Below are 24,449 nucleotides of genomic sequence, written 5' to 3' on the forward strand. Positions count from 1 at the left end.
TGGGCGGGACACCTACTTTCGTGCTGTGCAAAAGTATTATTACAAAAACGCAATATTTTTAATACACCAAACAGAGGTACCTCAATGATCTTAAGGCGTACGACAAGACGATAGACCACCCGGACGCCGGATTGTAAACTTATTAAAGAACGCGAAGGAGAGTTTTAATTCTATTACAGGGGGCATTTAAGTGGACGGTAATCTATGGCGCGAAGGTAGCAGGATATTCAAGACGCCACCTTTCGAAGAATTTCGTCATCCAAGCCAAAGATCAAAGAGAAGCGTAGACATCGTTCTTGCCGCAATCGCCCTCGTGGCCCTTTTGCCGCTGCTCCTCGTCATAGCCCTGGCGATCAAACTCGATTCCCGCGGGCCGGTACTGTTTCGCCAAAGGCGGGGCGGACTTGACGGTCGTCCGTTCGCGATCCTGAAATTCAGGACGCTCACCGTTCTGGAGGATGGCCCGTCGATACGCCAGATCGGCAGGGCCGACAGCCGGGTCACGCGCGTTGGCAGCTTCCTGCGGCGCACCAGCCTTGACGAGCTTCCGCAACTCTTCAACGTCCTGACGGGCGACATGTCTCTTGTCGGACCGCGCCCTCACGCGCTGGCGCATGACGAGATATATGGCCAGACGGTGCCGAACTACTCGCTCAGATTTGCCGTCAAACCCGGCATCACCGGATGGGCACAGGTCAACGGTGCGCGGGGGCCGACCCCACTGCCGTCCGATATGAAACACCGGGTCGATTTCGACGTCTGGTACATCGAGCACTGGACCTTCGCGCTCGACATTCGCATCCTTGTTGCAACAGCATTTGCGATGCTGGCCGGAAAGATGGACGCGTACTGACGCTATTGGCCGCGTCCGGTACGCGCTGCTGCCCGCCACAGCGACACAAGGCGGTCCGTATGTGAGGAAATCCCGTAACGCGCGTCATGGACAAGGCGCGCGTTTCGCGCGAGCGCTTGTCGCAGCTCCGCATCCGAAAGCAGACGCTGCAGTGCATCGCCAAGAGCCACGCTGTCTCCGGGCGACACGAGCAGTCCGGTGCGACCGTCCTCGACCATCTCCGGCACCGAACCGACAGGCGTCGATATCACCGGAACGCCATAGGCAAACGCCTCGATGATCGACATCGGCAAATTCTCCGCGAAGGACGGCAGCGCAAAGATATCGGCTTTACGCAAAATCTCGTCTACCTGTTCAGGACCGACCCAGCCGGGAACGTCCACTTTGTCCGCAAGACCCAATTCGCGCACGAGATCGCGCGTTTCCTCGACGTCGCCGTCGCCGCCCAGCACCGCGCGCCATGAGAGGTCGGGCGGCAATGCGGAAAGCGCTGCAACCAGTTGCGGAACACCCTTTCTGGGACCGAGTTGGCCAAGGAAGGCGATAACCTGCTCCTTGCCCTTTTGCCCACTATCCGACAGATCCGGGGAAGGCGTCGCATTCGGCAGGATGGTCGTCCGCCCGGCGGCTTCCGGCACGCGCTCCTGCACGAAATCTTCCCATGTGCGTCCCAGCACGATGACCTTTGCCGCGCGGCGGAAGAACCGATCGATCACGGCACGACCGAAGCGTCCGCGTGACGTCCAGAATTCACGATACTCCGCGCCGTGAAGATGCAAGACGTAGGGGACGCCGCAAATATCGGCGATCGTTCCCAAAATGAGCTTGCGAAACGTGCTGCCGGACGAGGCGACATTGACGTGCAGGACATCGCAGCGGCCGGCGACGCACGCAGACGTCACGCGAAGGATCGACTGAAGAAAGACCAGCGGCATCAGGTGCTTGACGTCTCCGCGCGTACTGACGAAGCGCGCCGAAATCTTCGCATCGCGCCGGTCTCGCAGTTCCTCCTGCACATTATCCATCATTCGTGAGATTCCGCCGAGCCCGCCAACGCCGGGCGTGAGCACGATCACGCGTAAGGGACGAGACTTGGCAGCCCGGCCGGCAGTGACATTGGCGGGTGCCGGAAGCGTACCGGCCGGATTTGTTTGCCCGTTCATCAGATCAGTCCCGCCGCGCGATAGTGCTGGATCGTTTCGTGAACACCCCGCTCGAGGCCGACCGGCGCGGCAAAGCCGAGACGCCCGATCTTCTCGCTCGCAAAGCGCCGCCGATTGGCCAGAACGATGGCCGAGTGCGCGGCACGAGCGGCCGTCCTCAGCATGATATGCGGCACAAGAACCTCCCGACATCGTATGTTCAACTCGCGCGCGATCCACGAAATGAGGACATGCAGCGGAACGCTCTCGCTATGGATGAATGTCTGGCCAACCGCCTCACGATGCTCGCCGAGCATCGCAAGAGCCGCCGCGACGTCCGCTCCGAAGACGTAGTTCGTCCAGATGCCGGCACCCCTTGTGCGCGGGGCCAGCCCCGTCCGGGCGAGGCGGATGAGCGACATCGCCGTGGGCCGTTCGACGGTATGAACGCCACCAAGCGCGACGGGAACCTGAAGTATCGTCCACTGCGTGGCCTGCGGATCGGTGCCGGAAACGAGGATTTCCGCTTCCGCCTTGGAGACGTCATAAGGCAAAGCGAGAGGAACGTGGGGGCTCGTTTCGTCCAGAACCTGTTCCTCGAACCCGTGCAGGCCATAGACGCAGCAGGTGCTCAGGAAAACGGCCCGCGTGTCTTTCGACCGGGCAACGGCGTCGAGGACATTTCGCGTTCCGCCGACATTGACGTCGCGCGCCATCGCCAGCGGCACTCCGTTCGCCGCCCTGCCGACAAGCGCGGCCAGATGGAACACGACGTCCGCGCCGTCCACGAAGCGCTCCACCGTCGCGCGATGCCGGATATCGCCGCGCACGATCTCAAGCCCTTCAAATAAGGACGGCACAGGCGCGTTGGGCAGCAAAAGAACGCGTGGACTGGCGCCCGAAGCGCGCAATGTCTGGACGAGATGCCTGCCGATCATTCCGTCCGCACCCGTTATCGCGTAACGTTTCATCAAAAATCCCCCGACCATTCCGCCTGACGCGGCGTTGCCCGGCCGGTCAGATGCTGCGTTGTCACGCCGATGATGGGAGCCCCGTATTGCCGGGTAAACCTGATCTAGAGGGTAGCCGATACCTCCGATTGATCATCCCGGCACCACCATTTGCATGATGGATCACCAAACAGAGGTAACGGCACGTCCTTTCGGCGTCGATCGGAGGGTCTTTCACGCCTAATTCGCCTCTAGGGCCAGAGCGCCGACGTCTCCAAGATGGAGCCTCATGCAAGGGTGGCGAGCAAGTATCGTATAATGATCAAGAACCCCAAAAGGCCGGCGCGCCGCACTTCCACAGCGAAGCTGGACGGAAAGCCTCTTCGACAAACGAATTCGCGGCAGATGTCGGATGACGGTGAATTGGACGCCGGTCTTCAGCCTGCCGGCCCTGACGGTTCGTTTGCCGTCATGGAGACGCGCCCGCCCGTCACAGGGCTGCGCGACATGCTTGCCCTTCTCAAAGGCAATTCTCTTCTTATCCTGACCATGGTGCTGATAAGCCTCAGTGCAGGCGTGGCTTATCTGGCGTATGCGCCGGCGAGATATATCGCGAGTGCGACATTGCTCGTCGATCCGGCATCGTCCTCGATGCCCGAGGAGTATTACATCGAAAGCCAGACGCAGACGATGAGGTCTGACGTGCTCGTACGCGCGGTCATCGAACAGCTTCATCTGGTGGAAGCGGGCATCGATCAGGATGACCGGAATGTCTTCCTCGACCCTGCACGCGCTGCAAAGCGTTTTGTCGTCGCGCTCGTGCCCGGGCTTGCATCCGAACCGGAGACGACAGACCCCGTACAGGAGGCCGTATCGACGCTGAGGCGCAATTTGACCGTCACGCGACCGGCCATGACGCCGGTCATTTCCATCGCATACAATTCCACCGATCCCGATCGGGCCGCCGATGTCGTCAACGCGCTTATCCAGGTCTACGTAAGTCAGCGGCGGCGCGATGCGACAACGGCCTCCGACCAGTCCGTGGCATGGTTGACGCAACGCCTCGACGGTCTTCGGCAACAGCTTGAGAACGCGGACAGAGCAGCCGAGAATTTCAAAACCACCAACAACATATTGGGCGTCGGAGCCAATCACGGCCTTCAGGCGGAGCAGCGCCTTTACGAGCTTGGCATTCAGATCGAAGCGGCGCGGGCTGCTGTTGACCGGGCGAGCGGACAGGACGGCAACGCACCGGATACGAGCAAAAACACGCCCGCCGTCCCGTCGCGGGAAACCCGCGCGGGTAACGAGATCGCCATGCTTTCCGAGCCGTTCGCCTCAGATCGACGACTGACGGATTTTGGGCTTGAAACAGACGCCCCGCAAAGCCGCAGCGAAAATGCTGAAGCCGAAAACGCCGAACTCGTCGATGCCCGGCAGACCCTGGCTTCACTCGAAGACGCGTTCGAGGACGCCACTTTTCGCGCACGCGAGGCAAATCGGCAAAGAACGCAATTGAACGAACTGGAAGCTTCGGCAGAAATCTACCGGACGCTCCACGCCGGCATGTTGCAGCGATACGAGGAAGCGGTTCAGCAAGGCTCTCTCCCGGTCAGCGATGGCGCACAGGTGCTGATCGCGGCGCGCGCGCCCTCCGGCAGGAGCCAGCCCCGGCCGTTTCTCGTTCTTGCGTTCGCCGGTGCATTCGGTGCCACACTCGGTGCTGGCGCAGCCGTATTGCGGTCGCGGCCCGAAAGCGATGTCGCCGGCGCATAGCACAACTGCCGACCAGCCAGGCTCGGTCACCGAGCACCGCCGCTGATCGCTCCCATTATACAGATCCGCTTACGTCCTCACACGGCGCTCCGCCTGCACGCAAAGCCGACTGCCACCGCGGTATCGGCGACCGGGAATGTCTCTCGCCCCATGATCGTCCCGACACCGGCTTGACAGTTCCAAGCAAAGTCATATCGTTGGTGTACTAGCGAAATGTAGGAACCGTGTCGCTGGTCAACGAAGATCTGCAAAAACGTCAGACGCCGGCCGAAGGGAACACGAGCCATCACGATGACGGGAGGCATCGGTCGTGTTCTTCATGTTTCCGGCGGCGGCTCGAAACAGGGGAACTGAAATGAAAATACTGGCTAAAAATGCGGGCGCATTGCTCGGAACGCTTGTCGTCACCCTTTCCGCGAGCCTCGCCGGCGCGCAGGACTTCCCGTCTGAAAACATGACGATGGTCATCGGCTGGCCGGCAGGCGGCGCGCAGGACACAGTCGGCCGTCTCGTCGCCGAGCATCTCGGCCAGCAATTGTCGACGACGGTGGTCGTGTCCAACGTGCCCGGAGCGGCCGGTGCGAACGGCGTTCGCGAGGTGGAGACCGCCGAGCCTGACGGTTACACGATCGGTACGATCGGGCTTCACGGCGTCGCGCAGGCCTATATCAACGAGAATGCGACGGCGATGGATGCCATCGAGCCGCTCGCGCTGGTCAACATCGATCCGGCCGCGCTGACCGTCAGCAGCAGCATGGATATTTCCTCACTCGAAGAATTCATCGCATTCGCCAAAGAAAATCCCGGCGTGGTGATCAACGGCAACGATTCGCCGGGCGGTTTCTCCTTCCTCAACGCACAATTCATCGAACGGAACCTTGAGATCGAGATGACCAAGGTTCCCTATCAGGGCTTCGCGCCGACCGTGGCGGCTCTGGTCGCGGGCGAGGTCGAGACGGTGACGCTTCCGGTCCCGCTCCTTGCAGATCTTCACGAGGCGGGCGACGTGAAGATCCTTGGCGTCGCCGCCGCCGAACGCCATTTCGCCGCTCCCGACGTGCCCACCTTTCAGGAACAGGGTATCGACTACGTCTTCTCCGACTACGTCGTGATCTTCGGACCGAAAGGACTGCCGGAAGATGTCAAAGGCACGCTCGAAGCCGCTCTCCTCGCCGCGATGGACACGGACGGCTTCAAGGCGTCGGCGGAAACGATCGGTCTTATCCTCGACCCTCAAGGTGCCGACGCGGCGCGCGAGACGATCGCGAATGTGGACGCGGAGGTCTACCCGGTCATGCTCGATGCCGGCCTCGTGACGACGCGCCAGCGCTAACCATCGAAGCGGAGCGTGGCTCGCGCACGCTCCGCTCGTTCGAGGATACGCATATGAATGGCGAAGACACCACTGCGCCGACCTCTCCGGTCATCGATCTTCTTGCCGGCATGCTGTTCATCGTCTGGGCGCTCACCGGCTGGTACGGTTACTGGACCAATATGCCGCTGCGCAACAGTCTAGGGGTATCGGCCGATCCCGGCCCTGCCCTTCTGGCCTTGCTGGTGCTTGGACTGCTGACCGCTGGCGGCCTCGCGATCCTGATCCGAGGCGTTGTGCGGCTTCGGGGAGGCCCGCCCTACGCCCACGACCTGCCGGCCGCCGGCGATCATGTCCGCCCGCTTGCCTTTGCCGCATCGATCGCGCTCACCGCGCTTTTGATGCCGCATATCGGCTTCATCGCCTCGGGCCTCCTGTTTTCGGTATTCTGGCTTTACGCGCTTTCTGCCGGCCTGCGCCGGTCGCCGAAAGCCGCGTTGCTTTCGGTTGTGACAGGAGCCGCGCTCACGCTCGTCATATACGCGATCTTCGCGCATTTCCTCCTCGTGCCGCTCCCGCTCTGACCCGGATTCACAGATGCTTTTCGACCTCTTCCTGGATCATCTTTCAAGCTACATCGTCCGCCCCGACCTGTTGCTGCTTGCCGTCTCGGGTGTCCTGATCGGCATCGTGCTCGGCGCTCTGCCGGGTGTTTCCTCGACCATGGCGCTCGCCATCCTCTTGCCCGTCAGCTTCGGTCTCGAACCGAACGCCGCCATGCTTTTCCTGCTCGCCGTCTTCATATCGAGCGTCTATGGCGGCTCGATCTCGGCGATCCTGATCAACATTCCCGGCACGCCCGGCGCGATCGTCACCCAGTTCGACGGCTATCCGCTGGCCAAAAAAGGCCGCGCCGGTCACGCTCTGGCTTTCGCGCTGATCGCTTCGACCGTCGGCGGGCTGATCGGACTGACGCTGCTCGTCATGCTGGCACCTCTCGTGGCGGCGACAGCGATGAACTTTCGCAGCCCGGAATTCGCGATGGCCGCCGTCTTCGGGCTCATCCTCCTATCCTTCGCCTCCGAAGGCTCGACCATGCGCGGCATTCTGGTCGGCGTAATCGGACTGATCTGTGGAATGGTGGGTTTCGACCGGCTGACCGACATATCGCGTTTCGATTTCGGCTCTCCCGCACTTCAAGGTGGAATCGAGCTCGTTCCGGTCACGGTCGGTATCTTTGGCCTCGCCGAAGTCCTGCGCAATCTCGCCCATGGCGGCGGTAAGCTTCCCGCCGTACCTTCACTTGGGAGCCTTTTTCCGAAAGTTTCCGAGGTCGCCGGTCTCTGGAAATCGATGCTGCGCGGATCGATCGTTGGCACCTTCATCGGCGCGATCCCGGCGGCCGGCTCCGCTATCGCCGTCGCGCTGTCCTACGCGCAGGAGAAGAAGTTCTCGAAGACCCCGGAAGCGTTCGGCAAGGGGGAGCCCGCCGGCGTAGCGGGACCGGAAGCGGCCAACAGCGCCGCCATCGGCGGATCGATGGTGCCGATGATGACGCTCGGTATTCCCGGCGATTCCATGACGGCTGTTCTGATGGGCGCGCTGCTCATTCACGGCCTTCGGCCCGGGCCGATGCTCTTTGCCAACGATCCGGGCTTCGTCTCCAACATCTATGCGTCGGTCTTTTTCGGGGTCGTCCTGACGCTGGTCGTCGGCTTCGCCTTCATCCGCGTCATCACGCTCGTCATGCGTGTGCCCGGACACATCATGTTCTGCGCCATCGCGCTTTTGTGCGTCGTCGGCTCGTTCGCGACCCGCAACTCGATCTCCGACGTCTTCGTGATGATCTTCTTCGGCGTCGTCGGATACGTTCTCTACGTGCTGCGCATGCCGCCCGCGCCGCTCGCCTTCGGCCTGATACTCGGGCCGCTTCTGGAGGAAAACCTACGCCGAAGCCTCATCATCGGACGCGGTTCCTGGACCATTTTTCTCGAGCGGCCCCTGTCGCTCGCGCTCATCGTCATGTCGATCGCAGCGATCGTGCTGCCGATCGTCCTGCCTCGTTTCAAGCGCCGCTTCGCGCGGCTGAAATCCGGCGAGGTTCGGTAATGTACGGGCAGCGTCCGCATTCGTTGACAGTGTTTAACACCCTGATTATCCATTAGCATACGAGCGAAAGGGAGGTGCCGGCACATGCCCGAGCCCAAAATCCGCAAGATCGTCACAAGCGTAGAAGAAATCTTCCACGAGGGAGGGCCGGTGGCTGGAAAGCCGCACCGCCGGGCGTCCATTCTGGCCATCGTCGAAAACCCCTTCGCGGGCCGCTATGAGCCGGAGATCGCGGGCTTCATGAAGGATCTGGAACCGCTCGGCCTCGAAATGGCGCAGCGCCTGATCGGCGTGCTGGGCGGCGACAAGGGCGCGATCGAAGGCTACGGCAAAGGCGCTATCGTCGGCACGGCGGGCGAGATCGAACACGGCGCGCTTTGGCATGTGCCCGGCGGCTACGCCATGCGCGGCGCGCTCGGTGAAGCCAACGCGATCGTACCATCCACCAAGAAAGTCGGAGGGCCGGGAACGCGGCTCGACGTCCCCGTCACCCACATCAACGCCTCCTATGTCCGCTCGCATTTCGACGCCGTCGAGGTCGGCCTGCCCGATGCACCGCGCGCCGACGAGATTGTTCTGGCGCTGGTCATGACCACCGGAGCGCGGGTCCACGCCCGCGTCGGCGGTCTTGCAGCCGATGCGATCGAAGGAAAGGATGGATTGCGATGAAAGCCGAAATCCGCAAGCTGGTCGTCACAGTCGAGGAAACGCACCGCGAGGTGACCCGCGAGCTTGACCGGCCGACGCGCCGCGCGGCGGCGGTGGCAGTCATCGCCAACCCCTTCGCAGGCCGCTATGTCGAGGACCTCGAACCGCTGATGGCAATCGGCGAGGAGCTCGGCGGGCTACTCGGTCGCAAATGCGTCGAAGCGCTCGGCATCGCGCCCGGCGCAGCGCACAGCTTCGGCAAGGCGGCCATGGTCGGCGAAGATGGCGAACTCGAACACGCCGCCGCGATCCTGCATCCGCGCATGGGAAAACCCTTGCGCGAGGCGGTTGAGAAAGGCGCGGCGCTCGTGCCATCGTCGAAAAAGCGCGGCAGTCCCGGCCAGCGGCTCGACATTCCACTCGGCCACAAGGATGCTGCCTATGTGCGCTCGCATTTCGACGGGATGGAGGTCGAAATCAACGATGCGCCGCGCGCCGGCGAGATCATGGTCGCCATCGCGGTGACCGACAGCGGTCGTCCCTTGCCGCGCGTTGGCGGCCTGACGGCCGACGAGGCCGAGGGAAAAGGCGGCCTTCGGTGAAGGCAGGCGACCGGAAGCGGCACTCGCTTCCGGCGCGGAAAATGGGGAGGCACGGATGACGACGGAAATGCGCGACGATGCGCCGGGTTACCTTCTCGACGCGCAGGTCGGCCATGTCCTGAGGCGGGCGCAGCAGCGGCATACGACGATCTTCGCCGAGGCGATGCCGGACGGCGTCACGCCGACGCAGTTCGCGACACTCGCACGCCTCGATCAGGCCGGCCCGTGCTCGCAGAACCATCTGGGGCGCCTGGCGGCCATAGACGTCGCCACCATCAAGGGCGTCATCGACCGGCTGCGCCAGCGCGGTTTGGTCAAGTCGAGGCCGGACCCGGACGACAAGCGCCGCTCAGTCTTGGAACTGACGGGCGAAGGAAAGGCGTTTCTCGCCAAGGCTTACGCCATCGCGCTTCAGGTGACGGAGAAAACGCTCGAACCCCTCACCGAGCGGGAACGCGCGCAATTGCTTCGGCTTCTGGTAAAAATCGGCTCCTGAGAGCGGGGCAGCGGCCCCACTCTCGCATTACGCGTTGACGATGTGGGCGAACGCGGTCGCGGGCGGCGTGTTGCGGCTTCGCTGCGTGCGGATGACGCCATCGATGATCGTCATGCTGATACCGGGAAGATTGCCCTGCTTGACCGAGTCCAGGATCGTCCTGCCCGGCGAATGCTGGGCCTTGTCCATGATGACGAAATCCGCCGCCCTGCCCACCTCGATGATCCCGCAATCGAGGTCACGCTGACGCGCCGTGTTTCCCGTACCGAAGCAGAACGCGATTTCCGCATCCGTATCGGTCAGCGACGCGATCAGCGCGATCATCCGCAAGATGCCGAGCGGCTGGACGCCCGAACCGGCAGGCCCGTCCGTACCAAGAATGACGCGGTCGAGCTGCTTCAGTTCTTTGGCCGTATTGACCGTCAAAAGCGCGGCCCGCTCATTGCCGTTATGAACGATTTCGAGGCCGCGCGAACAGCTTTCGCACAGGCATATGATCTGGTCGTCGGGAAGCGCCGTGTGACCGCCATTGATGTGACCGATCACATCGGTATCGGCTTCCAGCACGACGTCCTTGTCGATCAGGCCGGAACCTGGAATCGACGGACCACCCGTATGGATCGTGCTTTGCATGCCGTATTTGCGCGCCCAGGAAACCATCTCGCGCGCCACGTCTCCGCGCTTGACCGAGCCAAGACCCACCTCGCCCAGAAGCTTCACGCCGGAATCGGAAAGGTCCTTGAAGTCCTGCTCGACCATGCCTTCCTCGATGACGACGGCGCCGGCATGGACCTTCACACCCGACGGACGGAAGTTCTCGTAAAAACGCTGCGAGGCGATCGCATGCGCCTTCAGTCCGACGATGTCGCGCGGACGGCCGGGCGCGTGGACCTCACCAGCCGAAATCATGGTCGTGACACCGCCATTAAGGGTGGAATCGATCCAGCTCAATTGCTGCTGGCGCGGCGTATAATCGCCGATGACGGGATGGACGTGACTGTCGATCAGGCCCGGCGTGACGGTTGTTCCATTGGCGTCCACAACGATCTCGATATCTTCGAGGTCCATATCCCGGGCGCGGCCGATGGCGACGATGCGCCCCTTTTCCGCGACGATGCAATCGGCATCGAGGATCGGCTCTTCCATACGACCGGAAAGAAGCAATCCGATATTGCGGATCGCCAAACGCCCCACCTGCCCGTCCTGAACAACATCCGCCATCGCAAGCGCCCCTTCCTCTGGAAAATTCAGACTAGTATTGTTCGCCTACAAGCGTTTCGCAAGGGCGCAGCACTCGCCTGGTTCAGCCGACGAAAGCGCGCTCGACGACGAAGTCGGCGGGCTTGGCGTTGGAGCCTTCCTCAAGGCCATGCGCCTCGATGAGCGCCTTGACGTCGTTCAGCATCGCCATCGAGCCGCAGATCATCACGCGGTCGCTCGCGGCATCGAACGGCGCGCAGCCGGCGATGGCGAACAGTTCGCCGTTTTCGATCAAGGTGGTGATACGGCCCATCTGCGCTGACGGCTCACGCGTGGTGGTGGCAATGTATTTGACCCGGCCCGCCGTCAGTTCGCCGATCAGCGGATCGGCATGGAGCGAGGCGACGAGATGATTGCCATAGGCAAGGTCGGCGGCATCCCGGCAAGTGTTGGTGACGACGACCTCGTCGAATTTCTCGTAGGTTTCGGGATCGCGCAACAGGCTCGCCCAGGGGGCAAAGCCGGTGCCGGTCGCGATCAACCACAGGCGCTTGCCGGGCTTCAGAGCGTCGAGCACCAGCGTCCCGGTCGGCTTCTGCTTCATCAGCACCGTGTCGCCTGGCTGCATTTTCTGCAGATGCTGCGTCAGCGGGCCGTCCTCGACCTTGATCGAATAGAACTCGACCTCCTCGTCCCATGAAGGACTTGCGATCGAATAGGCGCGGAACACCGGCTTTTGTGCATTCGGCAGGCCGATCATGACGAACTCGCCGGAGCGGAAGCGAAAGGCGGCGGGCCTTGTGATGCGGAACGAGAACAGGCTGTCGGTGTAATGCGTTACCGACACCACCTTCTCGGCATAGGTGTTGGCGGGGATCGGGAAATCTGGGGCGGCAATGTCGGTGGCGGCAAGCGCTGTTTGAGCCATAAGATTTTCCCTTTCGATGCGATGCAACAGGCGTTCTTATAGTCGGTATATCGTTAGCATACGAACGAATCTCGATCAAGTTCCATTCGATTTGAGCGCGTTTTTCGCATCCCACAATAGGCTGTGGATTCGCGTTTTACCTGCCAGGTTCAGCGCTACCCCGGCGATCAGTCCGCGCCGAAGCAGGTCGTCCGCGACTTCCATCCCTTTATCGAGCGCCTCGTCGATCTCGGCTTCGCTCAACGGCCCGACGCCTGTCGTGACCTCGCGCGTTCCCAGATCGCTGTCCGGGCTGAGCAGAACCGCAGGGCTTCGTGAAATCGCCTTGTGTCCGGGAAGATCGACCGCGTTGGCGATGATCGTCGCGGCGGCGTCGGCAACCGCGCCGCTGCGCGCCAGCACGGTCACGGCATCGGCGATGCCAAGCGAATGACTGCGCCCCCGCCAGCCGCTCGTCGCGATCCCTCGCACCGGATCGCCAAACCCGATCGTGATGCGGTCGCCCGTAACAGTGTCCAGCCCACCGATGGCCACCCTGATTTCCTCGCCGGGCGCGAGGTGAAGCGCGATATCGCCGCCATTGTTGACGTAGGCGCGCCGCAGCGACGAACCTTCGCATAAGGTCGCCAGCATTTCATCTGCAACCGCGCCGGCTACGGCCGCCATCGGGGTGATGAAAACGGGATAATGCGCGGCGACCGCAGCCTCCATGCGGGCGGCTATGGGACCCTCGAACCGGCGCGGAGCGTTGCCCGCCGGCTTGCGCAACGCGTCGAGCTCGCCGACAAGCTCGGTCAGCACCGTCTCGAATCGGGCAATGGCGCGCTGATAGGCGGCAGCACATTGATCGGGATCGCCGAACGCCTCGACGATCAGATCGATCGGGCCGTGATTGAGGTGCAGCCGCCGCCCGTCCGCGAGCCAGCCGGCCTGCGGCCCGTTCATGCGCGTTCGATCGCCCGCTGTTCGGCGGGCGGGAATGGATTTTCCGAAGGCGCAGCCTCGATGACGCGGTCGTTGTGGTATTCGCCGCCGGCGGCGAGCACCTCATCGACCGTCCGCACCTCGTTCTCATAGCCGCCGAGTTGCACATAGTGGTCGCGGCGCAAGGTGAACTCGATCGGGGCGACGAGCGCCGGCGTCGGGACATAGCCGAACGCGTTGTCGGGCAGGCGCATGACGTCGACCATCAACGTGATCCCGCCGCCCGGCCAGACATAGACGGGCGCACCGCCGCATGTGACATAGGTCTGCAGTTTGTGGACCGAACGGGTGAGGTTGACCGGGTTTTCCGTGACGCCCGCGCGCAACGATCCGCCTGCTCCCCCCATGAAAAGGACGGTGCAAAGCGCCGGCTCGCAATTGTCCTCGATCAGTTCGACCGATTTGCGCAGACGATCGGGAAACGGCTTTTCGACCGGCCGCAGATCGTCGTCGAGCTCGAAATAGGCGAACTGCTCGCCCGTGGTCGAGACCATGAGAAGCGACAGGCCGGGGCGCGCGCCCTTCTTCGCGTTGAAATCGCCGAGGATGTCCAGCGGGTCGGTCAGCCGCGTGCCGCCCCAGCCGAGGCCCGGCTCGGACACCTTGAAATATCGGCCCGGCGTCGAGCGGCGGCCGATGATCTTGATCCCGGTTTCCTGCCAGCCGATGACCTTGCCGGCCTGATGCTCGGAGACGACGCCCGTGATGTGGTCGTCCACCACCACAACCTCGTCCACGAGATCCTTCCACTGGGTCGCGAACATCCCGATGGTCGCCGAACCGCAACCGACCCGCATGCGGCTTTCCACCTGCCCGTCAATGATCGGCGGCTTGCCTGCCTGCACGACCAGAGTGGCACCATCATCGATGGTCAGTTCGACCGCCTGTTTGTTGCACAGCGCCAGCATCGCGTCACAGGTCGCACGCCCTTCCGCCTTCGAGCCCCCCGTCAGATGGTGGACGCCTCCGAGCGAGAGCATCTGCGAGCCGTATTCGGCCGTCGTCACGTGCCCGATCGCCTCGCCATTGGCGCGCACGGTCGCCGTTTCCGCTCCGAGATGCCTGTCGGTATCGATCTTCACCTTGACGCCGCAATAGGAGAATATCCCCTCCGTCACCACCGTTACGAGGTCGACGCCCTCGACCTCCTGGCGTACGATGAACGGTGCGGGCTTGAAGTCGGGATAGGTCGTGCCGGCCCCGATCGCGGACACGAAGCGCTGCGAGCTATCGACCGGATTGCCGTCCCAGTCGCCCAACATGTCACGCGCGACGATTGCGTCTTTGCCTCGCGCGGCGACGTGTTCGAGGATGCGCACGGGATCGCAACGCGTGATCCGGCCGCCGAAATTGCCGTAGCGGTCGCAAGCGCCGGTGCGCCCCTCCGCGATGTAGCACATCACCGGGCAGGCGTCGCAGCGCAGCTTCTCACCTGCCTTTACGGCGTCGGCTCCGGTTGCCGGCTCGAAGCGTTCGGACATTTCATTCATGGACTGCGGTTCCAAAACAGGGTGGCATCTACTGCCGATATTCATTCGTATGCGAATGATAATCAAGTCTCACGAACTGTCAAATATGCACGTGCGCCAAAACGCTCAGCCGGCGTCCATCGCACGCTGGATGGCTGCCAGAACCCGCTCCGGCGTGGCGGGCGTGCGGGTGATGCGCGCGCCGCTCGCATGACGGATGGCGTTCACGATAGCCGGCGCCGTCGGGATCAGCACATGCTCACCGAGCCCCTTGGCACCGTAAGGTCCTTCCGGGTCCGGCACCTCGATCAGGATCGACTCGATCTCGGGCACGTCGCCGATTGTCGGAATGAGATAGTCGTGCAAATTCTCGGTCCGGCCCGGCACATATTCTTCCATCAGCGCCATGCCGAGGCCTTGCGCGATGCCGCCCTCGATCTGCCCCTCCACCAGAAGAGGATTGATCGCGCGGCCGACATCATGTGCCGCAGTGATCTTGACCACGCGCACGGTGCCTAAAAGCATGTCCACTTCAAGCTCCGCGATTTGCGCGCCCCAACCATAGACGGCATAGGGTTTGCCCTGCCCGTCGGCGTCGAGCGCCACGGTCGGCGGGTCGTAACTTTCGATCGCCGCGAATACGAAACCGTCGTCATCGGGCGCAATCTCGCCGAGCGCGATGACGCGTTTCGCCTCGCCCTGCCGCACGATGATTTCCCCCTCCCCAATGCCGACAACGGCGTCGTCGGAGACGTTGGCGTGGCGCAGGATGCGTTCGCGCAAGGCGCGTCCGGCCTTTTCGGCCGCCTTACCGGAAATGTATGTCTGCCGCGAGGCCGACGTCTTGCCCGCATCCGGCGTAACGCCGGTATCGCCATGGACGAAATCGAACGCCGACAGAGGCAGGCCAAGCGCTTCGGAGCAGATTTGCGGGATCACCGTGTTGGAGCCTTGCCCGATATCCACCGCGCCCTGGTGCATGACGACGCGCCCCTTCGGCGTGATGCCGATCTTCATGGTGGAGGGGTTTGGGATACCGGTGTTGCCGCAGCCATACCAGCAGGACGCCACACCGACACCGCGACGACGCTCACCGGCCTTTGCGTTGAAACGTTCGGTATCTGCGAGTGCGCGTTCCCAGTGCGGGCGTAGCGCCTCCAGACAGGCCGCGATGCCCACGCCACTTTCCAGAACATGCCCGCTGACGGTCGCCTGACCGTCGCGGATCGCGTTGTCGAGCCGGAATTCAAGGCGGTCGATCTTAAGCTTTTCGGCAAGCTCGTCATAAAGCGTTTCCTGCATCAGCGCCGCCTGAGGCACGCCGAAGCCGCGAAACGCGCCTGCGATCGGCCCGTTCGTATGAACGGCAGTACCGAGCGCGCGATAGTTCGGCGTGAAATAAGGGCCGGAAGCGTGGACGGGCACACGGCTCGCCACTGTCGGCCCCCAACTGGCATAGGCCCCGGTGTTGAAGTCGCCTTCGAAGATCATGCCGACGATTTTGCCATCGGCGTTCGCGCCGATCGTCGCCGTCATGGATGCGGGGTGACGCTTGGTGGTGGAGGCCATCGATTCGGCTCGGGTGTAGGTCAGCGCGGCCGGACGGCCGGTCTTGAGTGCGACGAGGCCGATCAGCGGCTGGACCGACAAATCGAGCTTGGAACCGAACCCGCCACCCGTCGCGGTCGGGACGATCCGCACCTTTTCAGGCGGCAGGCCAAGCACCAGCGCGACGTCGTCGCGATCCATCACCGGAGCCTGCGTGCATGCCTTGATGACCAGCGTATCACCATCGAGGAAGGCATGGCCGGCCTCCGGCTCGATATAGGCATGCTCGACATAAGAGGTTTCGAAGACGCCGCTAACCGTTATTGCCGCGCCGGCAAGGGCGGTTTCCGGATCGCCGCGCACGACGCGCCCCTGCGTCAGGACATTGTCCGGCCGCGACGGATGAAGCGGCGCAAAGCCTTCAGCGCGCGCCTCCGACACGCTGAGCGCATGCGGCACGGGCTGCCATTCAATCGGGAAATCAGAGATGTCGAGCGCGGCGATCGCATCTCGCTCGCCCGCGACCACCGCCACGGCCTCACCCCGGAACCGGGCGCGCGTTTCGGCAAGCGCCGGCTGGTCGGCGAAGGGCGGGATCACGCCGAAACTGTTGCGCCCGGCCAGATCGCGCGCCGTATAGGCCCCGACGATCCCAGGATTGGCCGCGACGAACGCATCGAGATCGCCGAACTCGAAGTCGGCTTGCCAGTGGGGCGAACGGATAACGAGCACAGACAAGGCGTCGTCGGGCCGCTCATCGGCACCGAAAACATCAGTTCCGAGCACTTTCGGCGCGCCATCGAGTCGCGGGATCGCGCTTCCAACGCCGCAAGGAACCTCGCCCGCCAGCAGCTGCACAGGGATGTTCGCGTCCATCACCGCGCGGACGATCTTGCGATAACCGGTGCAACGGCAAAGCACGCCGCCAAGTGCGTCCTGCACCTCGGCTTCGCTCGGCCGGGGCACTTTTTCGAGGAGCGCCGTTGCGCTCACCAGCAGTCCGGGCGTGCAGATGCCGCACTGCGCCGCGCCGTGCCGGAGGAACGACGCCTGCAACGCCGACATCGCGCCGTTGGACAGTCCTTCGACCGTAGTGATCCGCCGACCGGCCGCATGCGCCATCGGAACGAGGCAGGCGCATTCCGGATTGCCGTCGACCAGCACAGTGCAAGCCCCGCAATCGCCCGCGTCGCAGCCGACCTTCGTTCCCGTCAGGCCGAGATGATCGCGCAGAACGGTAGAAAGCCGCGCGATCGGGGACGCGTTGACGAATTCCGGCCGGCCGTTGACGGTGACTTCGACGCTGCCTTGCGTGACCATGTTCATGCCGCGGCGCTCCGATCGTTGCGGAAGTGACGGGCCTGATAGATTTCGCGCAAAGCGCGCCTGACGGTCTCACGCGCGGCGGTGCGGCGATAATCGGCCGATGCACGCACGTCATCGATGGGCGACAAGGTCGCAAGGTCTGCATTGCGGACGATGGCGTCGATTTCAGCTTCTCCAGCCGCGCCGATCAGTGCACTTTCCAGATCGCCCAGCCTTTGCGCGACGGCGGAACACGCCCCCACGGCGACGGCCGCCTGCGCAATACGTCCGGCATCGTCGAAGGTCAGCCGTGCCGAAACCATGGCGATCGAGATGACGAGGTAGCGTCGCGCGCCCAATTTGGCGAAATACGAACGGCCTTGCAGCGCCGCGTCCGGTATTCGGATCGCGGTGACGAGTTCATCCACGCCGCGCGCCGTCTTGCGGTTGCCTTGCAGGAAATCGGCCAGCCCGAGATAACGGACGCCGCGCAAGCTGGATAGTTCCACCTCTGCGTCCACAGCCAGCAAGGGCGGCACTCCGTCGGCCGCCGGCGAGGCATTGCACAGATTGCCCGCGACCGTCCCCGCATTCTGGATCTGCACCGATCCCACTTCCCGCGCTGCAAGTCTGAACGCATCGAGCGCCGAATGGAGGTCGGCCCGCGCGATGTCGGACCAGGTGGTGCGCGCGCCGATCACCAGATGGCCGTCCGTCCTGGACAATCCGCACAAGCCGTCCAGCGCGCCGATGTCGAGCACGTCGTCGCGAACCGGACGCGTGCCCTGCGAGGGATAGAAATCGGTGCCGCCGGCAAGCACCCGCCATGGCCGCTCGGCCATGAGATGCAGTGCCTCATCGATCGATCTCGGCCGTGCATAACGCATCAGGTCACCTCCATCGTCTGCCGCGAGCATGCGCTCATTTTCATTCGCTTGCAAACGATTTTGAGCCTACTTTCCCGTTCGAGGACAGGCCTCGTTCCGCGGCTCGTCATCGTCAGCTTACCCCGACATACCGGTTGACGAGGTCATGATCGGCGCGCACCGCCTCGACGGAAACGGTCTCGCGGTTCTGACCGTTTTCGACGAAGGAAATGCGGTCTGCCAGCGACAGGACCGCATCGACGCGCTGTTCGACGAGGATGGTCGAGACGCCGCGTTCGCGCAATTTGGCGACCGTGTCGCGGATGCGCGCGATCATCGACGGCATCAGACCCTCGGTCGGCTCGTCGAGAAGCAGAACTTCCGGTTCGAGGCAGAGCGCGCGGGCCATCGCAAGCATCTGCTGCTCTCCGCCCGAAAGCGTGCCGGAAACCTGCGACAGGCGCTCGCGCAGGAGCGGAAAAAGATCAAGCACGCTCTCGCGTGTCGCCTTGCCCTTGCCGCGTGCCATCAGGCCGATCTGGATGTTTTCGTCGACGGTGAGTTCGGAGAAAAGCCGCCTGCCCTGCGGAACATAAGCGACACCGGTGCGCGGCACCTCATGCGGAGCAAGCCGGCTGATCTCGGTTGCGCCAAGATGGATGGAGCCTGCGCGAACGCGCACAAGCCCCATGATGGTCTTCAACGCGGTCGTCTTGCCCGCGCCGTTGCGGCCGAGCAGGCACAGAACCTCGTTGCGCTTCAATTCGAGCGAGAAGCCACGCAGCACCTGCACGTTGCCGTAAAAGCAGTCGACGTTCTTCATGACGAGCGCGTCAGCCATCGCTCTCGCTCCCCAGATAAGCGCGCTGCACGGCCTCGTTCGCGCGGATTTCCTCGGGCGTGCCCTCGGCGAGGATGCGGCCCATGTTCATTACCGTGATGCGCTCGGCCAGTTCCATGACGACAGCCATGTTGTGCTCGATGAGCAGGACCGTCGCCTCCTTCGCGATGTCGCGGATCAGGTCGTTGAAGCCGGCGATCTCGCCGTCCGACAGTCCCTGCGTCGGCTCGTCGAGGATGAGAAGGCGCGGGCTCAGGCCCAGCCCCATCGCCACTTCCAGAAGACGTTGATGGCCATAAGACAGGTTGCCGGCAAGTTCGCCCGCCCGGCTCAACAGGCCGACGCGCGTGAGCGCGTCCTCGACGCCGGTTGACAGCGCGGCTGGCGAGAAGGTGCCAGCCTGCGTCAGCCGGCGCTGGACGGCGAGCGCGACGTTCTCGCGCGCCGTCAGCTTGGGATAGACGCTGGTGATCTGGAACGTATAGGCGATGCCGGCGAGGACGCGGGCATGGGCGGGCATTTTCGTGATGTCGCGCCCGTCGAAAGTGATGGTGCCCGATGTCGGCAGGATGCGCCCGCAAAGCAGGCTGACGAAAGTCGTCTTACCCGCCCCGTTCGGCCCGATAATGGCACGAATTTCGCCGGACGAAAGGCTGAAATCGACTTCCTGCACGGCTTTCAGCCCGCCGAAATGACGGCTCAGCGCCTTTGTCTCGATGAGCGGGCTCAAGGCAGCCATGGGAACCACCTCTCGCGCACGGTGCCCAGAAGGCCGCGCGGAAAGAACAGGATGAGGAAGATCAGCGCCGCACCGACTACCAGCATATAGGCATGGGTGTAGAGCGAGGTGATATCGACCACGTAGAACATGAAGACGGTGCCGAGCAGCGGCCCGAGCGTTGTCGCCGCGCCTCCTGTCAGCACCCACAAAAGCGGCAGGATCGAATAATGCACCTCGGCGAAGCCCGATCCGGCATAGCCGAAGAGAAGCGCATAGGCCGCGCCCGATGCCGCGCAGATCGCGCCCGAAACGACCATCGCCATCAGTTTGGCGCGGAACGTATCATAGCCGAGCATACGCGTTCGCTCCTCGTTCTCGCGAATAGCGACGAGGACGCGTCCCAACGGCGCGCGCACCACGAAAAGTGTGACGAAAAGCGCGGTCGAGAACAAAAGCCACGCGATGATAAAACGCGTGTCGGGATTGGAAAGCTGGATCGTGGTGTCGCCGATCTGGAGCGAGCGCATGGCCTGGCTGAGAACGAGCCCGTCGTCGCCATAGGTCCAGTTGGCGAAATAAAGGGTGACGAGATAGAAGACCTGCCCGAACATCAAGGTGACGATCAGGAAGGCGGGGCCGGTGGTCTTCAATGCCAGATAGCCGACGACGAGCGCCAAAACCGCGCCGCAGGCGATGCCGAGCGCGAAGGCTTCGATCACGCCCCACCCATAGTGGTAGACCGGCAGCGCGGCACCGTAGAGACCGGCGCAGAAGAACATGGCGTGGCCGAGCGAGAGCAGCCCGCCATAGCCGAACAGGATGTTGTAGCCCATGGCGAAAACGGCCAGCACCATGATGCGCGACAGAACGCCATGGTGATAGACCGGCAGCACATATTGCAGGGCGAACAGCACGGCGACGACCGCCAGATGCAGGATGACGATGCGCGAATTGAGGCTTGCCATATTCATCGCGGCGCCGCTCCGAACAGGCCCTGCGGGCGAAACACGAGCACCAGCGCCACGGCGAGCGTGGCGATCATCGTCGCCAGCGTCGGCGTGAAAAAGACCGAGATGATGCCGTTGCTGACCCCGATCAGCACGGCGGCGATAACCGTGCCGCGCAGCGAGCCCAGCCCACCGATGATGACGACGATGAAGGACATCAAAAGCGGATCGTGGCCCATGAGGTAATGCGCCTGGCTGGTCGGCACCACGAGGACGGCCGCGACGGCGGCGAGCATCGCGCCGAGCGCGAAGACGCCGGCATAGACGCGGTCGACCGGGATGCCGAAGGCCTGCGCCGTTTCGCTGTCATACTGTGTTGCGCGCATGATCAGGCCGATGCGTGTGCGCGTCAGGACGTACCAGGTGCCGATCAGGACGAGGATCGAAAAGCCGATGACCGCCAGCTTGTAGCTCGAATAGCCGAACCAGGGCAGTTGCAGGCGGTGATTGAATGGCGGCGCGACCGCCCGCGCGTCTGGCCCGAAGAAGATCAGCGCCAGTTGCTGAATGATGTAGAGCATGCCGATCGTCGCGACGATCGTGGCTTCGGGATCGTAGTTGAGACGCTTCAGGACGAGGCGCTCGGACAGGAGCGCGATGGCTCCGACGATCAGCGGGCTGATGACGAGAGCCGCGACGAAGCCGATCGCCGGATGACCGGTCAGCATGGTCGTCACCGCCCAGGCGATGACCGCGCCGAGCATGAAGAACTCGCCGTGGGCGACGTTGACGACACGCATCACACCGAAGACCAGCGACAGGCCGAGCGCAGTCAGCGTCAGCACCGCGGCAGTGACGAGCCCTTCGAGGGTCGCGAGAAATAAAAAGGGTCCGAAAGCCATCCGATACCGGCCATTTAGGTGGGTCGGCTACCGGATCGCTGTCAGGCGATCCGGCGGCGTGAGACTGACCTTGAGATCAGAGCGGCTGCGTCGTGTAATCGGCTTCCGGCTCGTACATGCTGTCCTCGATCGAGGTCGTGTGGACGACGTCCAGCCGCCCGTTCTGAAGAACGGACACGTTCTGCCGGGCGAAGGTCTGGTGGATCTGCGGGATGAACAGCTTGTCGCCCTGCGGATGTTCTATGCCGGCCGGCATTTCGGAGATCGCCTCGGTCGCCTCGATCAGAGCCGCACGGTCGTCGATGCTCTGATAGTCCGCCGCTTCCATCGCCTGCTTGATGACGTGCAGCGTCTCCCAGCAGCCGAACATATGCGCGGCGGTCGACACATCGCGCGGGTCGGCGGCGCTGGCGCCGTTCTCGTCGATCCCGACCGCCTCGCGATAGGCTACCTCGTAGTCCGGCGCGCCCTCCTGCAGATAGCGCGGCATGCCCTCCCAGAAGTGGCTGCCCTCGAGGAATTCGAGGCCGGGGGAGTTGATGTCGACGCCTTCGAGCGAATCGATGAAGCCGAACAGAGCGGGTCCGCCGGTGCCGAAGAACTCGCCCAATTCGCGTACGAAAGTCAGGACGGCCGGGCCGATCATGATGTGATAGATCGCATCCGTGTCGGATGGAATCTGCGGCAGATAGCGCGTGAAGGAGGTCTCGGTCGGCGGGATCGCGATGCCGGCGATCACCTCGCCGCCAGCCGCCTCGAAGGCCGGGCGGAAATAGTTCCAGTGATCGTGGCCGAGCGCATAGTCCGGATAGATCATGGTGATGCGCTTGCCGACATTTTCCGACACCCATGGCGCGACGGCGGTCATCTGCGCGCGCGTGTCGGAAATGCCCGGCTGCACCACCCAGCGGTTCATTCGGCCCGAGGCGACGTGATAGCCCTCCGAGACGACATAATAGGGGATTTTCAGTTCGCCCGCCGTCGGCGCCGAGCCAATGACGACGTTGGAGAACAATGTGCCGAAAACGACGTCGGTGCGATGCTGGTTGGCGAAGCGCTCGACGACTTCCGCGCCGCGGCGCGCGTCCGTGCCGTCATCTTCGGTGATGATCTCGACCGGCCGGCCGTTGATACCGCCATTGTCGTTGATGTGCTTGAGCGCGGCCATCGTCGTGCGCTCATACCAGCGACCGTAAGCTGCGCCGATGCCGGTGCGGTGCGCCTGGAAACCGATGCGGATCGGCTCGGAGGACTGCGCCTGCGAGTAGCGCACGAAGCCCGGACCGGCTGCAACGGCAGCCGTCGCGGCAAGTCCGGTGAGCGCTGCGCGGCGCGTCAGTTTCTTTTCGGGAAGAAGGAATTTCCTGGTCGTATCAGTCATGCCGGTTCCCCATTTTTACGGCCCTGACGACGGTGCGCCGGACGCTTTTTCCCGACGCCTCCCAGCACCGGATAATTGCATGTGTACGAACTAAATCATCAAAGTTCGTACGTGGCAATATCGCCGCGCGAAACAATCTGACGTTAGGGCATTTTCCCGTTGCGGCGGCTCGGATGCTCAGTATTTATTGGCCCGACAGCGTGACCGAGTATTCCTCGGAAAGCAGCTTGAGCACATTTGCCCGCACGTCCGGATCGATGAAGATTCCTGCCTTGAAAAGCTCGACCGCCGCTTCGTCGGTCACCTGTTCGTAGGCACCCAGCACCGCTCCGACCGTCGCTTGATATTCAGGGTCTTTGAAGACATCGCGCCACGCCTGCCGCCACGTCTCGACGATGTCTTCCGGCGTACCTTGCGGCAAGATCACCATCTTCTGTGCCGAGAAACCGGCGATGTTGAAGGCGCGATAGGCTTCGTAGTCGGGACCGGACGGTGGAGTGCCGTGGATCATCTCGTAGATTTCCTCGACGATCGGCAAATCGGGAAATGTCGGATCACGCTCCATCTCGCCCTGTGCGTTCATGACGCCCCACGACATCAGCGGCACCGCCTCCCCGTTCTCGATCATCGGAACGACATTGCGCAGGTAAGAGGCGGTAGTCTGGTAGTCGATGCTGACCTCGCCATGGCGCATGGCCTCCAGCCCGTCGCCGCGACCGGTATAGCCGAACACGTAGCTGACATCGAAACCGAGAAGCCGGAACGCCAACATCGGCACAAGGTCGAGCGACGTCGGTCCCTGGCTGGCGAATGTCAGTCGCTGGTCGGCGAGTTCGCCGACATCTTCATAACTTTGTAGTCCGGTTTCGGATGAAACATAGACCACGCCGCCGGTGGGGGCGACCATCACCGGGTTCCAACCGCTGTAATCGTAGCGGACGCGCAGATCGCCAAGCAGATAGGGAAACTGCGTCGATCCCGACGTGCCGAGTATGGTCAGCCCATCCGGCCGCGCACGGCTGACGAACGTGTTCGGACCGCGTGTGCCTCCGCCACCCGGCTCGTTGACGATGCGGACTTCAGGGTTTCCCGGCAGATGCCGTTGCAGGAAGGGCGCGTTGAACCGCGCCCAGGTATCGGAGCCGCCGCCTTCAGTGAAGGGCACGATCCAGTCGACCGTCTTGCCTTCGAAGCTGACCTCGGCAGCCGCACCGGACGCCTGCATCGCAAGCCCCGTCGCTGCTGCCAGCATGCACGCCGGCCATCTCCAACCTCCAGGCATTGCCTTCCTCCAAGTGCGGCCGAGTCACTCTGACGTTGACCTTCGGTTCCTAAAGCGGCTGAATGGACCTCCCGCCGATGTCCAATCGAAAAGACTTGCCAGCCACGGGCAAGAATACGATTTTCGCTGCCATCGCTTTTAGTCTCGCTGCCGGGACAAGTACACAAGTGATGCAGATAGAGGCACG

Annotated in this window: 22 protein-coding genes; 8 read left to right on the plus strand and 14 right to left on the minus strand. The window is 63.1% G+C overall.

The window, feature by feature from the left end:
- Positions 1 to 223 precede the first annotated feature (223 nt).
- The gene (locus ACX82Z_RS14725) at positions 224 to 853 is read left to right on the plus strand and encodes an exopolysaccharide biosynthesis polyprenyl glycosylphosphotransferase (RefSeq protein ID WP_459911806.1); all 630 of its coding nucleotides are present in this window, start codon (positions 224 to 226) and stop codon (positions 851 to 853) included.
- Positions 854 to 855: 2 nt separating this feature from the next.
- Here the strand turns inward: ACX82Z_RS14725 and ACX82Z_RS14730 are convergent, their stop codons facing one another.
- Positions 856 to 2,016, minus strand: coding sequence for a glycosyltransferase family 4 protein (locus tag ACX82Z_RS14730; RefSeq protein ID WP_459589796.1), 1,161 nt, complete (start codon positions 2,014 to 2,016; stop codon positions 856 to 858).
- Entirely contained in the window at positions 2,016 to 2,966 is a 951-nt protein-coding gene (locus ACX82Z_RS14735) for an NAD-dependent epimerase/dehydratase family protein (protein ID WP_459589798.1), read from the minus strand. Before ACX82Z_RS14735 ends, ACX82Z_RS14730 begins: the two co-directional genes overlap by 1 nt.
- A gap of 384 nt (positions 2,967 to 3,350) precedes the next feature.
- On the opposite strand from ACX82Z_RS14735, the gene ACX82Z_RS14740 reads away from it, so the two are divergent.
- The 7 genes from ACX82Z_RS14740 to ACX82Z_RS14770 all read left to right on the plus strand — a co-directional run bounded on the left by ACX82Z_RS14740 (position 3,351) and on the right by ACX82Z_RS14770 (position 9,888).
- A complete protein-coding gene (locus ACX82Z_RS14740) occupies positions 3,351 to 4,721 on the plus strand; it encodes a GumC family protein (RefSeq protein ID WP_459589800.1) in 1,371 nt (456 codons plus the stop codon).
- 355 nt (positions 4,722 to 5,076) lie between these two features.
- Entirely contained in the window at positions 5,077 to 6,054 is a 978-nt protein-coding gene (locus ACX82Z_RS14745; protein WP_459589801.1) for a Bug family tripartite tricarboxylate transporter substrate binding protein, read from the plus strand.
- Positions 6,055 to 6,107: 53 nt separating this feature from the next.
- Positions 6,108 to 6,617: a tripartite tricarboxylate transporter TctB family protein gene (locus ACX82Z_RS14750; RefSeq protein WP_459589802.1), complete on the plus strand. Its 510-nt coding sequence runs from the start codon at positions 6,108 to 6,110 to the stop codon at positions 6,615 to 6,617.
- A gap of 13 nt (positions 6,618 to 6,630) precedes the next feature.
- The gene (locus ACX82Z_RS14755) at positions 6,631 to 8,142 is read left to right on the plus strand and encodes a tripartite tricarboxylate transporter permease (RefSeq protein WP_459589804.1); all 1,512 of its coding nucleotides are present in this window, start codon (positions 6,631 to 6,633) and stop codon (positions 8,140 to 8,142) included.
- Positions 8,143 to 8,226: 84 nt separating this feature from the next.
- On the plus strand, positions 8,227 to 8,811 hold the full coding sequence (locus tag ACX82Z_RS14760) for an amino acid synthesis family protein (protein WP_459589806.1): 585 nt from the start codon (positions 8,227 to 8,229) through the stop codon (positions 8,809 to 8,811).
- On the plus strand, positions 8,808 to 9,392 hold the full coding sequence (locus ACX82Z_RS14765; protein ID WP_459589808.1) for an amino acid synthesis family protein: 585 nt from the start codon (positions 8,808 to 8,810) through the stop codon (positions 9,390 to 9,392). Before ACX82Z_RS14760 ends, ACX82Z_RS14765 begins: the two co-directional genes overlap by 4 nt.
- 55 nt (positions 9,393 to 9,447) lie before the next feature.
- Positions 9,448 to 9,888 carry a MarR family winged helix-turn-helix transcriptional regulator gene (locus ACX82Z_RS14770; protein ID WP_459589810.1) on the plus strand — a complete coding sequence of 147 codons (441 nt, stop codon included), beginning with the start codon at positions 9,448 to 9,450 and terminating at the stop codon, positions 9,886 to 9,888.
- A gap of 27 nt (positions 9,889 to 9,915) precedes the next feature.
- Here ACX82Z_RS14770 and ACX82Z_RS14775 read toward each other — a convergent pair whose 3' ends face one another.
- The 12 genes from ACX82Z_RS14775 to ACX82Z_RS14830 all read right to left on the minus strand — a co-directional run bounded on the left by ACX82Z_RS14775 (position 9,916) and on the right by ACX82Z_RS14830 (position 24,232).
- Positions 9,916 to 11,109, minus strand: a complete 1,194-nt coding sequence (locus ACX82Z_RS14775; RefSeq protein ID WP_459589812.1) for an amidohydrolase family protein — start codon at positions 11,107 to 11,109, stop codon at positions 9,916 to 9,918.
- Positions 11,110 to 11,191: 82 nt separating this feature from the next.
- Positions 11,192 to 12,016, minus strand: coding sequence for a ferredoxin--NADP reductase (locus tag ACX82Z_RS14780; protein WP_459589814.1), 825 nt, complete (start codon positions 12,014 to 12,016; stop codon positions 11,192 to 11,194).
- A gap of 75 nt (positions 12,017 to 12,091) precedes the next feature.
- Positions 12,092 to 12,961 (minus strand): UPF0280 family protein, encoded by an 870-nt coding sequence (locus tag ACX82Z_RS14785; RefSeq protein WP_459589816.1) that lies wholly within the window; start codon positions 12,959 to 12,961, stop codon positions 12,092 to 12,094.
- Complete coding sequence (locus ACX82Z_RS14790; RefSeq protein WP_459589817.1) at positions 12,958 to 14,490, minus strand: 6-hydroxynicotinate reductase; 1,533 nt, start codon at positions 14,488 to 14,490, stop codon at positions 12,958 to 12,960. Before ACX82Z_RS14790 ends, ACX82Z_RS14785 begins: the two co-directional genes overlap by 4 nt.
- 105 nt (positions 14,491 to 14,595) lie before the next feature.
- Positions 14,596 to 17,343: a molybdopterin-dependent oxidoreductase gene (locus ACX82Z_RS14795; protein ID WP_459589819.1), complete on the minus strand. Its 2,748-nt coding sequence runs from the start codon at positions 17,341 to 17,343 to the stop codon at positions 14,596 to 14,598.
- Positions 17,340 to 18,209, minus strand: a complete 870-nt coding sequence (locus tag ACX82Z_RS14800) for an FAD binding domain-containing protein (RefSeq protein ID WP_459589821.1) — start codon at positions 18,207 to 18,209, stop codon at positions 17,340 to 17,342. Before ACX82Z_RS14800 ends, ACX82Z_RS14795 begins: the two co-directional genes overlap by 4 nt.
- Before the next feature lie 112 nt (positions 18,210 to 18,321).
- Positions 18,322 to 19,029 carry an ABC transporter ATP-binding protein gene (locus ACX82Z_RS14805; RefSeq protein ID WP_459589822.1) on the minus strand — a complete coding sequence of 236 codons (708 nt, stop codon included), beginning with the start codon at positions 19,027 to 19,029 and terminating at the stop codon, positions 18,322 to 18,324.
- Positions 19,022 to 19,768 (minus strand): ABC transporter ATP-binding protein, encoded by a 747-nt coding sequence (locus ACX82Z_RS14810; RefSeq protein ID WP_459589824.1) that lies wholly within the window; start codon positions 19,766 to 19,768, stop codon positions 19,022 to 19,024. The genes ACX82Z_RS14805 and ACX82Z_RS14810 overlap by 8 nt, the downstream gene beginning before the upstream one ends.
- On the minus strand, positions 19,756 to 20,715 hold the full coding sequence (locus tag ACX82Z_RS14815) for a branched-chain amino acid ABC transporter permease (protein ID WP_459911807.1): 960 nt from the start codon (positions 20,713 to 20,715) through the stop codon (positions 19,756 to 19,758). Before ACX82Z_RS14815 ends, ACX82Z_RS14810 begins: the two co-directional genes overlap by 13 nt.
- 2 nt (positions 20,716 to 20,717) lie before the next feature.
- The gene (locus tag ACX82Z_RS14820; RefSeq protein WP_459589826.1) at positions 20,718 to 21,599 is read right to left on the minus strand and encodes a branched-chain amino acid ABC transporter permease; all 882 of its coding nucleotides are present in this window, start codon (positions 21,597 to 21,599) and stop codon (positions 20,718 to 20,720) included.
- A 76-nt stretch (positions 21,600 to 21,675) separates the two neighbouring features.
- On the minus strand, positions 21,676 to 22,980 hold the full coding sequence (locus ACX82Z_RS14825; RefSeq protein ID WP_459589828.1) for an ABC transporter substrate-binding protein: 1,305 nt from the start codon (positions 22,978 to 22,980) through the stop codon (positions 21,676 to 21,678).
- A gap of 184 nt (positions 22,981 to 23,164) precedes the next feature.
- The gene (locus ACX82Z_RS14830; protein WP_459589829.1) at positions 23,165 to 24,232 is read right to left on the minus strand and encodes a Bug family tripartite tricarboxylate transporter substrate binding protein; all 1,068 of its coding nucleotides are present in this window, start codon (positions 24,230 to 24,232) and stop codon (positions 23,165 to 23,167) included.
- Positions 24,233 to 24,449: the final 217 nt, after the last annotated feature.

The sequence above is a fragment of the Aliihoeflea sp. PC F10.4 genome, from assembly GCF_054612275.1.